This is a genomic window from Haloarcula quadrata, assembly GCF_003634715.1.
Taxonomy (GTDB): Archaea; Halobacteriota; Halobacteria; order Halobacteriales; family Haloarculaceae; genus Haloarcula; species Haloarcula marismortui.
The window spans coordinates 432,692-444,646 of record NZ_RBWW01000001.1; the positions used below are offsets into that span (position 1 = coordinate 432,692).

The 11,955-nt window shown below is 64.0% G+C and carries 13 protein-coding genes and 1 tRNA gene; 8 read left to right on the forward strand and 6 right to left on the reverse strand.

All coding sequences use genetic code 11. The features are described from left to right. Entirely contained in the window at positions 1-897 is an 897-nt protein-coding gene (gene argF / locus BDK61_RS02230) for an ornithine carbamoyltransferase (protein ID WP_121302180.1), read from the forward strand. A 253-nt stretch (positions 898-1,150) separates the two neighbouring features. On the opposite strand, the gene BDK61_RS02235 is transcribed toward argF, so the two are convergent. Both BDK61_RS02235 and BDK61_RS02240 read right to left on the reverse strand, forming a co-directional pair. Beyond that, complete coding sequence (locus BDK61_RS02235) at positions 1,151-1,894, reverse strand: SDR family oxidoreductase (protein ID WP_011224365.1); 744 nt, start codon at positions 1,892-1,894, stop codon at positions 1,151-1,153. Positions 1,895-1,965: 71 nt separating this feature from the next. Further along, on the reverse strand, positions 1,966-2,943 hold the full coding sequence (locus BDK61_RS02240) for an orotate phosphoribosyltransferase (protein WP_121302181.1): 978 nt from the start codon (positions 2,941-2,943) through the stop codon (positions 1,966-1,968). A 386-nt stretch (positions 2,944-3,329) separates the two neighbouring features. Here BDK61_RS02240 and BDK61_RS02245 point away from each other — a divergent pair, with 386 nt between their 5' ends. The 4 genes from BDK61_RS02245 (at position 3,330) to BDK61_RS02260 (ending at position 7,046) form a co-directional block, all read left to right on the forward strand. Next, positions 3,330-3,719 carry a helix-turn-helix domain-containing protein gene (locus BDK61_RS02245; RefSeq protein WP_004959860.1) on the forward strand — a complete coding sequence of 130 codons (390 nt, stop codon included), beginning with the start codon at positions 3,330-3,332 and terminating at the stop codon, positions 3,717-3,719. 65 nt (positions 3,720-3,784) lie between these two features. After that, a complete protein-coding gene (gene thrC / locus BDK61_RS02250; protein WP_121302182.1) occupies positions 3,785-5,176 on the forward strand; it encodes a threonine synthase in 1,392 nt (463 codons plus the stop codon). Positions 5,177-5,400: 224 nt separating this feature from the next. Continuing rightward, a complete protein-coding gene (locus BDK61_RS02255; protein ID WP_121302183.1) occupies positions 5,401-6,075 on the forward strand; it encodes a DUF4166 domain-containing protein in 675 nt (224 codons plus the stop codon). Further along, positions 6,072-7,046: a YndJ family protein gene (locus BDK61_RS02260; protein ID WP_121302184.1), complete on the forward strand. Its 975-nt coding sequence runs from the start codon at positions 6,072-6,074 to the stop codon at positions 7,044-7,046. The genes BDK61_RS02255 and BDK61_RS02260 overlap by 4 nt, the downstream gene beginning before the upstream one ends. Before the next feature lie 6 nt (positions 7,047-7,052). On the opposite strand, the gene BDK61_RS02265 is transcribed toward BDK61_RS02260, so the two are convergent. Beyond that, positions 7,053-7,451, reverse strand: a complete 399-nt coding sequence (locus BDK61_RS02265; protein ID WP_004959850.1) for a GNAT family N-acetyltransferase — start codon at positions 7,449-7,451, stop codon at positions 7,053-7,055. A gap of 200 nt (positions 7,452-7,651) precedes the next feature. Here BDK61_RS02265 and BDK61_RS02270 point away from each other — a divergent pair, with 200 nt between their 5' ends. Beyond that, positions 7,652-8,827 (forward strand): aspartate kinase, encoded by a 1,176-nt coding sequence (locus BDK61_RS02270; RefSeq protein WP_121302185.1) that lies wholly within the window; start codon positions 7,652-7,654, stop codon positions 8,825-8,827. Between the two features lie 14 nt (positions 8,828-8,841). On the opposite strand, the gene fer is transcribed toward BDK61_RS02270, so the two are convergent. The 3 genes from fer to BDK61_RS02285 form a co-directional block, all read right to left on the reverse strand. Further along, on the reverse strand, positions 8,842-9,498 hold the full coding sequence (gene fer / locus BDK61_RS02275; protein WP_121302186.1) for a ferredoxin Fer: 657 nt from the start codon (positions 9,496-9,498) through the stop codon (positions 8,842-8,844). Positions 9,499-9,588: 90 nt separating this feature from the next. Beyond that, complete coding sequence (locus BDK61_RS02280; RefSeq protein ID WP_121302187.1) at positions 9,589-10,287, reverse strand: metallophosphoesterase family protein; 699 nt, start codon at positions 10,285-10,287, stop codon at positions 9,589-9,591. An 81-nt stretch (positions 10,288-10,368) separates the two neighbouring features. Beyond that, positions 10,369-10,977: an IMP cyclohydrolase gene (locus tag BDK61_RS02285; RefSeq protein WP_121302188.1), complete on the reverse strand. Its 609-nt coding sequence runs from the start codon at positions 10,975-10,977 to the stop codon at positions 10,369-10,371. Positions 10,978-11,146: 169 nt separating this feature from the next. Between BDK61_RS02285 and BDK61_RS02290 the strand changes: the two genes are divergently transcribed. Continuing rightward, positions 11,147-11,219 (forward strand) — tRNA-Gln (locus tag BDK61_RS02290). A gap of 289 nt (positions 11,220-11,508) precedes the next feature. Beyond that, positions 11,509-11,940 (forward strand): universal stress protein, encoded by a 432-nt coding sequence (locus BDK61_RS02295; protein ID WP_004959816.1) that lies wholly within the window; start codon positions 11,509-11,511, stop codon positions 11,938-11,940. The last annotated feature ends 15 nt before the right edge of the window (positions 11,941-11,955 follow it).

The window sequence follows — 11,955 nt, forward strand, 5'->3', positions numbered from 1 at the left end:
ATGGATATACTCGACGTCGACGACCTCACGACCGACGAACTGGTGACCGTCCTCGACCGCGCCGCGGCCATCAAGGCCGACCACGGCGAGGGGAGCACGAGTGACCTGCTCGACCAGCAGACACTCGGGATGATATTCGAGAAGCCGTCGACGCGGACCCGGGTTTCCTTCGAGACGGGGATGACGCAACTGGGCGGCCACGCCGTCTTTCTCGGCCCCGACGACATCCATCTGGGCCACGGCGAACCGGTGAAAGACACCGCCCGTGCGCTCGGGCGCTACGTCGATTTCATCATGGCCCGCGTGTTCGACCACGCGGACGCCGAGGAACTGGCTGAATACGCCGACGTTCCGGTTATCAACGGACTGACCGACGACGCCCACCCTTGCCAGACGCTCGCCGACCTGCTGACCATCCGTGAGCAGTTCTGCGACTTTGAGGACGTTTCCGTGGCGTGGGTCGGCGACGGTAACAACGTCTGCCAGTCGTTCGTCATCGGCGCAGCGATGGTCGGCCTCGACCTCACCGTCGCCACGCCGGAGGGCTACGGCATCTCTGATGATGTGGCCGACCGCGCCGCCGGCTTCGGTAACGAGCCTGAGACGACCCACGACCCAGAGGCCGCCGTGGCTGGCGCGGACGTGGTGTACTCCGATGTGTGGGTCAGCATGGGCCAGGAGGACAAACGCGACCAGAAACTCGCGGACTTCGAGGGGTTCCAGATCACGCCGGACCTGCTTGGGGACCGGCCGTTCATGCACTGCCTGCCCGCCCACCGCGGCGAGGAGGTCACCGACGCTGCCATCGAATCGGAGAACGCTGTCGTCTGGAATCAGGCGGAGAATCGCCTGCACGCCCAGAAGGGACTGCTCGTGTGGCTGTCCGAGCAGGCGTAGTAATCGGTCGGCCCGAAGATTTAGAGTGGTTAGCCGGGTGGAAGCGGTCTGTGGCGATGCCACTGTACCGCGCGCCGACGGCCCGCGGTTTCACGCGAATCGCGGAGCGATTCGCGCCTTTTTCGCCCACGTTCACAAGAGCGAAGCTCTTGTGCAGCCCATCAGAAGTCTCCGACTTCTGAGGACGTTTTTGCGCGGGGGTTGAGCGCTCGCCAGCGGCGAGCGCGATGCCCCCGTGGAAAAAGGTGGTAGGCTAGAAGTGGCTAAATTTGTCCCGGCGGAACACGTCGATGCTGTTGATGGTGGTCGGTGGCTCCTGTCGCATGGCGAAGGCGATAGCGTCGGCTACCTCTTCGGGCTCGGTCACCTCGCCCGGCTCGAACCGCTCGTTGAACGCCGTTCCGTCCTCGGAGTTGAACTCCGACCGGACCTCTGAAGGATTGACAACCGTGACGCCGATGTCGTCGTCACCGACCTGGCCGGCGAGGCTATGTGCGAAGCCACGGAGCCACCACTTCGTCGCGGCGTAGACGGGGTTGAACGGCCGGGGATACTGCCCGGCGAAGCTACCGACGAACACCAGCGACCCGGCCCCGTCCCGGAGATAGGAGAGCGACTCGCGGGCGGTGTAGAACGCGCCGTCGACGTTGACGTCCATCATCGTCCGGTACTGCTCGTCTGACAGCGTCTCAACGTCCGACCCGCGGCCGACCCCGGCGTTGACGACAACGCCGTCAAGTGAGCCGAACGCTTCGACGGTCGATTCGATAGCGGCCGTGACCTGTGCCCGGTCGCTGACGTCGGCTGGCACGACGTGGGTACCGACGGTGTGGTTGTCGGTGATTTCGTCGGCCAGTTCAGTGAGGCGGTCTTCCCGGCGGGCAACTAACGCCACGTCAGCCCCGTCGCGGGCCAGCTTCCGGGCGGTCGCCGCGCCGATACCCGAACTCGCTCCGGTGACGAGTACAGTTGTCTCTGCGAGTGGTCCCGAATCCATGGTCGGACCCACGGGCGTCTCGTGGTTAGCGTTTGGGCCCACCGGAGGCCGTGGCAGGTGACCGCTGCAAATCAGAGAAACACCGACGAAGCCCGCTTGACGAAGTCGACGGGGTCCGACCTGAACTGTTCGACGTATCTGAGCGGGTCGGATTTGACGGCTTCAATAGACATCTGGCCGTTTCTGGTGACGCGGTTCAGATACCCCTGCTGGAGCATCCGGTTTTGCTCCTTGCTGTAGACGGGTTTGTTCGTCTGCATAGCGATCGTCCGCGCCTGAGAGTGTGAGCTTTCGACGAACAGTTTGGCGTCCGAGGACTGGTACACCGTGGCCTTGTACTCGCCGTGGTTGCCTGCGGCGACCCGCGTGGCTTTGTCCGGGTACTGCATCATCACCAGTTCGTCGTACTCGATCCCGTGTTCCTCAAGCCAGGCGGCAGTCTCGCTGCGGTACTTCTCCAGCCGACAGGTGACGATCTTCCCGATTTCCACCGAGGGAACACAGATCGGATCGACAGTCGAAATAAACTCCCGGTATTTCGGCCCGTCGCCGTTCTCTTTGGGTGTCGGGTCGCGACAGAGGATGCCATCCAGGTCGACACAGGAGTCCTCGAGGAAGTCGTGGTGCATCATGTTCCACTCGAATACTCTCGGGAACGCCAGGGTCTGGGCGTACGTATCGACGAACTGCTCGGAGCCCTCGTCCACGTACACAGCGCCGTAGTACACGTCCGCGGACAGATCAAACCCGCCAATCGTCGACTGCGCCTCGGTCATTTCGCTTCCGGTGTAGACGGTGTCGTCGACCACCAGTATCTTCGAGAACTCCGAGAGGTCGAACTCACCATCATACCGCTCCCCCGTCTGCAGGAGTCTGCCCTCCCGCAACCCGTCGATATCTGTCATCGGGAGATTGAGATGCAGTGAGAGTAAGTTTGACACTAACATGCCACTTCTGGGTATTCCGACGATCAGATCCAGGCCGTCTGGTAGATCGACGATCCACTCCTGCGTATCAGCACTGAGATGGTCGAAACTCCTGTAATTCATTGGTTTCTGGGATCGGGAAGTATTAGCATCCTCATCGTAGCTCGAACACCACGACGGGACATGCGCTTACTTCTTTTTAACTGACACCCGTCGATGAGTGTTAATACTTCTTATCTGTAACTATATAGTATAGTCTTTTGAGGGTGATTGTAAATTGAGACAACAACAATTCCGTCTCGGGGAACTCTCCACCTGAAACGGCACCCTTTTTGCTAGCATTGACAACGTTCCTCACAGCACCAGTTGCTGCTGGTGTCCGGCTAGTTTGTAGTCCACCCTGAAACAGTAGACGATTTGATATGTCCGAAATCGGGCAGCACCGACACCAGAGCGGTGAGGTTGAGGTAACGACCCAGTTTATCCGGGTCGGAAGTATACAGGTGGGTATGTCTGTCAACCCATCTCCGGACCAGTTCCACGAGCTGATGGTCGACGACGAACCGAATCTCTCGGATGTGATGGCCTGTGTGTTCGGCGTTCAGGAACACGAGGTACGGACGTATCAGACATTGCTCGAAACACCTGCAAGCACTGTCGAGGAACTCGCTGACGAACTTGGTCGGGATCGCTCGAACGTCAACCGGTCGCTATCGACGCTTCGCGAGAAGGGGCTTGCGACGCGGAAACGGCGGTTGCTCGACGGCGGCGGCCACGTGTACCAGTACACCGCGACACCGCTGTCGGAGGCCCGCGAACTGATGCACGAGACCCTCGACGAGTGGACTGTCGCGGTCCATCACCGTATCGACGAGTTCGACGCCAGGCCCAGCGAGTGATAGCTGCCGCGCCGTGAACGCTGGCAGTATAGCCGACAACCGTCCGACTTTTGCCCACTGGGAGCATGGTCCCGACAATGGCTGACCTGCAACTCACCGATGACGTGCCGCCGGTTGCCGATGACGGCGTCTGGCTGGCCTGCATCGAGTGTGGTGAGACGTTCGCTCCCTTCGACGAGATTCGCTACACCTGCGACCATTGCGACGGCCTGCTCGAGGTCCGCTACGATGACCTGCCGACCTTCGACGAGTTCGAAGGCTCGGGGGTCTGGCGGTACAACGCTGCCCTGCCCTTCGAAGAGGGTGTCACGCTCCCCGAGGGTGACACGCCGCTGCACGAGATGCCCCGCCTGAAAGACGACATCGGCGTCGACGCGCTCCGCGTGAAACACGAGGGGATGAACCCCACTGGCTCGTTCAAGGACCGCGGCATGACCGTCGGTGTCCGGGTCGCCCAAGAGGTCGGCGTCGACCGACTGGCCTGTGCCTCGACGGGCAACACGTCTGCGGCACTGGCGGCTTACGGCGCTCGCGGCGGGATGGAGACGCTCGTGCTCCTGCCTGCCGGGAAGGTCGCAGCCGGCAAAATCGCTCAGGCAAGTCTCCACCGCGCGCGCATTCTCGAAGTCGACGGCAACTTCGATCAGTGTCTCGACATCGTGCAGGACCTCGCCGCCCGCGGCGAGGCCTACCTCCTGAACTCGCTGAACCCCTTCCGTCTGGAGGGTCAGAAGACCATCGGGCTGGAAATCATGGAGGAGTTCTACGCCGACAACGGCGGGTACCCGGACCGAATCGTCCTGCCGGTCGGCAACGCCGGCAACACCGCGGCGCTGTACAAGTGCTTCCGCGAACTCGTCAAGGCCGGCGCAATCACCGAGGAGCAGGTGCCCAAACTCACCGGCGTGCAGGCAGAGGGTGCCGCTCCGATGGTCGAGGCTATCGAGAATGGATACGAGGACACCCGCCGCTGGGATGACGTCGAGACCCGCGCGACCGCCATCCGCATCGGCAATCCGGTCAACGCGCCGAAGGCGCTGCCGGGCATTCGGGAGACCGGCGGCACCGCCGTCGCTGTCTCCGACGAGGAAATCACCGAAGCGCAGCGTGACATCGCCGGGGAAGGCGTCGGCGTCGAACCGGCGTCCGCCGCCTCCGTCGCTGGCCTCCGGAAACTCCGGCACGAAGGCGAGGTCGATAGCGATGAGTCGGTCGTCTGCCTGACCACGGGCCACCTGCTCAAAGACCCCGAAGCGGCCGCAGAGGCCGGGAACGAGCCGGAGCCGGTCGCTAACAGCACCGAAGCCGTGCTGGACCTCATCGAAGAACCGTCGTCAGTCACTGAGACGATTCGGCGACAGGCGTCGAAGGCCGCCGACGCGCCGCTGGTCCCGGCGCTGGTCGCCAGCGGTCTCGGTGTCGCGTATCTCTACCGCAAACTCCGCTCGAAGAAGTAACGTCGGCGAACGGGCCGCCAACGGCGAGGCCCTGCCCGACTTTCTGGTCGAAAACTGACTGCGCTGGCTCTTTACTCAGTATTTTCCGTCTTCTACCCAGTAGAAATATCCATCTTCCCCGGGAACAGCCAACTAATGGACACACAGACGCGAAGTGCAGTACGACTGAGCGCTGCCGTCGAACCGTCGATTGCGTTGCGGATGCCACCAGCGCGGGTGAGACTGTGACGGGCGTCTACGAGCGGGCGCTGGGCGAGGCCGCGGCCGACCTCCACCCGAAGGTCCGCGACCGGTACAGCCTCGCCCCGGACGACGGGACGGTCTGTGTCGGTCGCGGCGAGATGGATATTACCCGCGGGACGCTGGTCCTCCCGGCGCTGTACGCGATGACGACCCAGAATATGCTGTTCCCTGAAGCCGGCGAGGACGTGCCGTTTTCGGTGACGACGGTGGCCTACACGACGGACGGCGGTCACGAGGCGATGACGACCCGCCGCGCCTTCGACTTCGGCGACACCACCCGCCTGTTCGACTCGCTGACCGTCTGGGACGCCGAGGCCGGGCGACTGCTCGATTTCCTCGGGACACAGGGCCGGATCGCCAGCGAACTCCACCCGCGGGTTGAGGACGGCGCGCTCGTGGTCGCTGGCGGCCGCCAGTGGGCTCGTCTGGGCGACCGCTATGTGCCCTTGCCGGGGCCGCTGGCCGCCGATGTCGAGGTACGTGACCGCTACGACGAGGATGATGAACGCTACCACGTCACCGCGACCGTCGAGAACGACCTCGTGGGTCACATGCTCGGCTATCGGGGGACGTTCACGCAGGACCAGACTGCCAGCGACGGGACGCCCGACGACCTCCGAATCGTCCGCGGACTCGACCGACTCCCGCCGCGATGAGCGACCGCGCCGCTGGGCCCCGGCAGCCAGCACTCGCCACCGTCGCCAAGCCGTCTATCCGGGGCATCGCCGTGGCGGACCTGAGCGCGGTGCTTGGTGCGGTGGTCTGGCTGGCGATGACGGCCACTGGCGAACTGGACGCTATCGAACGGGCGCTCGCACTCGCGCCGCTCGTGCTGGTCCCGCTCGCCCTCCGAACGGCGGTGAGCGGAGCGTTCGAGGCACCTGTCAGTCGGCTCACGACCACAGCCATCTGGCTCCAGCCGGTCGGCGCACTCCTGTTTGCGGTATCGCTGGTCGTTCCGTCACCAGCACTGCTGGCCGCCGCGCTCGCAACGCCGTGGCTTGCGGTCACCGGCCTCCTCGGACTCGCGGCGTTCGTTCGGACTCGGGCTCGGGGCGGCCTAGTGTTCCCAGAGACCGCTATCGATGCTGGCTTCGCCTATGTCTCGGTTGGCGCGGTCGCACTCCTGCTGGCCCATCTCGACCTGACGCTCTGGTTCGACCGCGTCATCATCCGACTGACAGCGGTCCACTTCCACTACGCCGGGTTCGTCCTCCCGGTCGCAGCAGGACTGACCGGCCGATACCTCGGTGACCACTCGTGGGAATTCCGCACCGTCGTCGGTGTCGTCCTCGTCGGTCCGGCGCTCATCGCGGTCGGAATCGCCTTCTCACCGCTGGTGGAGGTCGTCGCAGTGAGTCTCTTCACTGTCGCCGTCGCGGCCTTCGGCGGTGTAGTCCTGCATCGTGTCGTCCCTGCCTGCTCTAGACCGCAGGGGCTCTTGCTCGGCATCGCGGCGGTCGCGCTTCCAGTTTCAATGGCGCTCGCGCTCGGCTACGGGGTGTCGACGTTCACCGGCCGGTCACTGGGGCTGACGATATCGACGATGGTTGCGCTCCATGGTTCGCTCAACGCCTTCGGGTTCGGGCTGTGTGCGACGCTCGGCTGGCGGCTTTCGGCCCCCTGACGCCGGTCAGTGTTCTGCTCGTTCCGGCTCTAATCGGTACCGCGTCGTCTCCTGCCCGTCGAACCGGGGACCGTTTCCAGTGGAGGTGAACCCGACCGCCTCAACAGCGGTCCGGACTTGCGATTCGTCCTCCGGAAGCAGTAGTTCGACCGTCATGTGTTCCCGGCGCGCGAACTCGATAGGGTCGGTCAGGAGTTCCTCACAGGCGTCGCTCGACCCGGCCAGTTGGGTCACGTGGACGGTCCCACGTTCGGCGTCGAAACTCACGAACCCCACAATGCTGTCGTCTTCCTCGGCCACGCGGACAGTGCGGTCGTGGACGAGGTTTCGCATCACGTCCGGCGGCCCGTCAGCGAGGGCGGCCAGTCGCTCGGCGTCATCCTCGATAGCGTCGCGGATATCCATACATGTGCGTGGGAACCCCACGCAAATAAACGGTGTGTCGGACGCTCCGGGCTGTGCCCGCCTTCGCAAAACAGGGCTTCGCACGACGGAATCTGCCGGTCGCTGTCGACAGTGAGACGCGGTCACAGATGAACACAGTTATCCCGAGCGACGGATAACGCGAGGGCAATGGTTCACGTACACACGGGCACGGTGGTAGCATGCGCGTAGTCGCCAAATTCGGTGGGACGAGCCTCGGTAGCGGCGACCGCATCAACCGGGCCGCGGACTCGATTGCCGCTGCCGTCCAGCAGGGCCACGAGGTCGCGGTCGTCGCCTCGGCGATGGGCAACACGACCGACGAACTGCTCGAAGAAATCAACTACGACGCCGACTCCGCGGACCGTGCGGAAATCGTTTCCATGGGCGAACGGACATCTGTCCGGATGCTCAAGGGTGCACTCGCCGCCCGCGGTATCGAGGCGGTCTTTCTTGAACCCGGCAGCGAGGACTGGCCGATCATCACCGACGAGTACGGTGAGGTCGACGTTGAGGAGACACAGAAGCGCGCCCATGCGCTCGCCGGCCAGCTCAAGGATGTCGTCCCGGTCATCACCGGCTTCCTGGCACAAGACTATCAGGGCAACGTGACGACGCTTGGCCGTGGCGGCTCCGACACGAGCGCCGTGATGATGGGCGACTACATGGACGCCGACGAAGTCGTCATCGTCACCGACGTTGAAGGCGTCATGACCGGGGACCCGCGCGTCGTCGAAGGCGCTCGGAACGTCGGCAAAATCTCCGTCGACGAGCTCCGTTCGCTGTCCTTCCGCGGGGCCGAGGTGGTCGCGCCGTCGGCGCTGTCGTACAAGAGTGAGGACCTCGGTGTCCGCGTCGTCCACTACCAGCACGGCGACCTGCTCTCCGGTGGCACATCTATCGAGGGCGAGTTCCAGAACCTCATCGACCTGCAGGAACAGCCAATCGCCTGCGTCACCGTTGCCGGCCGCGCTATCCGGAACAGCCCGGGCATCCTCGCGGACCTGTCAGGCGCTATTGCGGACGAGGAGATCAACATCGAGGCCAACTCATCGGGAATGGACTCGTTGACGTTCTACGTCGACGAAGACGACGCCGAGGAGGCCGAAGCGCTGCTTCACGCCCGCATCGTTGACGACGAGACGCTTTCGTCGGTTACTGTCGAAGACGAAATCGCGGTCATCCGTGTCACCGGCGGCGACCCGAGCCAGTCGGCGCTCGCACATCAGGTCGTTGCACCGTTGGCCGACGCCCACATCCACCTCTATGACGTGATTACGTCCGCGACGTCGGTCTCCGTGTTCGTCCCGTGGGAGGACCGCGAACAGGCTCTCTCACTCGTTCAGGACGTGTTCTAACGGCCGGGGACTTGTTAATCGGTTGAGGAAGCCTGCTCGAACCGGCTCGCGGGCAGCAGTAATTCGCTGACTTCGGGGAGGTGTTTCAGGTTGTAGACGATTTTCGCGTCGTCAGACACCGGTGCGGCGATACACGACAGGCGAATCCCCTTCTCGGTGAGTTCGGGCGGGAGGATGTGGCTCGCCGGCGACGGCATCTCGCCGTCGACGACCGCCACCGCACAGTTCGTACACGCGCCGCCGCGGCAGGCAAAGGGCCACGCAAAGCCGTTCTTCTCGGCCGCTTCCAGCAACGTGTCGTTCGGGTCGACGTAGAACCGCCCGAAGTCAGTCGATTGCAGGTTCGCGTCGGCGGCTTTCGCGAACAGGTCTTCGTCTTCGAGTGCCCAGCCGTGGTCCTCAAGCACCTCGAAGTTGAGAAACTCCACCATCGGGTCGTCCGGTTCCGACGGGGCCTCTTCGGCTTCGGGCTCCGCTGTCTCCTCGGGAAGCGGGTCCCCGGGCTCGTACCCGTTCTGCAGTCGCTCGTAGGCCGTTTTGACCGTCTGGAACTCGGCCGCCGACCCGCCCTGGTCGGGGTGTGCTTCTTTTACCCGCTCGCGGTACGCGTCGACGATCTCCCCGTCGTCGGCGTCCGGTGTAATTCCGAGGACCTCAAATGGGGACTCCACGCCATACAGTAGCGGTCACGGACATAAATTCTCTCGTCCCGCTGCAGTATCTGCAGGCTGCCGCCGACGGACGACGTGCCGTTCCTGTGGCTACCGGCCCTGGGTCAACCGGAAGCCGATTTGCCGCGGCAGGTCAGCGTCCTCTACCGCGTCAATGACTGCGCTCGTGTCGTAGGCCACGCGGTGCTCCTCGACAGTTAGGTCCGCGAGGTCGAGCACGGCGTAGGCGGCCCGGTGGTCCCTGTCGCGGGGCTGGCCCACGCTGCCGGGGTTCATCACGATACCGTCCCCGTACACCTCGTGGTGCTGATGGTGCGTGTGGCCCATCACGAGGACGTCCTCGTCGCCCAGCAGGTCCGGGCCGAACTCTTCGGGGTACGTGTAGTGGTCCGGGTCGTCAGGGTGGCCGTGGACGAGTTTCACCCGTTCGTTACAGACGCGGCGCTCATCGGGCAGTGCCGCCAGCCACTCGATTTGCTCGTCGGACAACTGTTCGGTAGCGTGTTCGACGCCGGCCTGTGCCATCCCGTTGAACGCGAACGGCGTTTCGGCGGCGACGGCCCGGTCGTGGTTGCCCATCACTGTCGGGACTTCTTCGGTCGGCCAGGAAGCGTCCGCAGGGAGCGCGTCGGTGTGCCCCCGCATCGCGTCGACACAGTCGGCGTGCCAGGGGTTGTAGCCGACCACGTCCCCCGCACAGACCAGCCCGTCAACTGGCGGCATATCTGCAAGCACCGCCGTGAGCGCCACCCGATTGCCGTGGATATCAGAGAGGATGCCGAGTTTCATTGTTCGTGTCTATCCCCTGTGGGGTCTTGAGTGTCGGTCCTAGCTCAGTATCTGTGTCCGCCATCGTTCGCGGTCATCCGCTCACTCCCCGTTGTACACTGCCACGTCGAACTCGCCCGCCGACCCCGCGACGCCGGCCGAACAGACGGCGTGCTCGTACTCGTGGTCATACACCTCGCGGGCCACATCGCTGGCGTCGGTCGCGGCCAGGTCGAACGCCGTCGGACTGTTCTCCTCGTAGGTCGCCACCAGCGTCGGCTCGGTGACTTCCTCGACGAGCAGCGCGGCCCGACGGACGGTCCCGATGACTGCGCCCGGGCCGTCGGCGTTCGTCGTCGGGTCCGCCGCGTCGACACCGACGATACCGGCGACCCGCGGCGTGTCGTAGTCGTCCTTCTCGAAGTCGAGCGACAGGAGCGGCTCCGCGATAGCGTCCCGCGCCGGATAGCCCAGTTCGAGCTTTTCGGCGATGGGTTCGACGTGGGAGCCGTTGCCGACGACCGCGCCGCGCTCGGTGACGCGGACGCCGTTGTAGGAGATGTATGGGTTGTCCGTCTCCGGCGCGTCTGGCGTCGGCTCGACGGTCACTGTCCCGTCGCGCTGGACTGCCTGACGGTTGGGGAACGAGCGCGAGGAGACTCGGTACGCACCGACCTCGGAGCTGACGACGACGAATCGTCCAACGTACATACGCGAGTGTGCACAGCACCCCGAAAAAGCGCTGTCGATGTCTTGCCGTCTAGCATAGGCATGACGCTATTGTTCTCCTGGCGGTGTTGTGTGGGCTGCTGACACGCTTCATGTCCGACCGAATCGCGCAACGCTTACAAAGGGGCACCCGATACTGTAGAGTGCACACAGTCCATTGGGGTAGTGGCCAATCCTGAAGCCTTCTGGGGGCTTCGACCCTGGTTCGAATCCAGGATGGACTATTTTTGTGGCGAGCAAACTCGCGAGCCACGAAATCGTAGTTACTGATTCGGGCCCTGCCAGTCGCGCACAGCGAAGCGAGCACGTCTGGTTCTGGTTCGAATCCAGGATGGACTATTCTTGTCGCGAACAACCCGTGAGCGACAGCGTCGTGATTAGTGGACTCGAGCCTTGGAAGACGAGCGAAGCGAGTCTTCCACTGGTTCGAACTCATGTGGGACGGGCTTGACACTCATCTGGCAAGCACCGACTTGCCCCTGACTACTTGTAGCCGCCTCCCAGAGAGAATATATGACACCGACACACGTCCTCGTCCCGCTGGACGGGTCACCGCTGGCTGACGAGGCGCTGACGTACGCGCTGGAGACGTTCGACTGCCGGATTACAGTTCTGAACGTCGTTGCGCCGCTCGATACGGGGATGAGCGAAGGCGGGGTGCTCGAACCGGACGCGGACCGCCAAGCGGCCGCCGACGAGCGGGCCACGAAGCTCGTTGACCGGGCGTCACAGCAGGCCAGTGAGGCCGGCCAACAGGTCGAAACGGCTGTCGAGACCGGTGACCCGGCCGAGACGATTCTGGACTACGTCGAGGCGGTCGACGTGGATCAGGTGGTGATGGGTGGCCACGGCGGGACGCGAAACGAGATCGCCCGGCGGTTGCTGGGGACCGTTGCGACGGCGGTCGTCAGCGAAGCGCCGGTGACGGTAACGGTCGTCCGGTAGCGCGTGGCTGGCCGA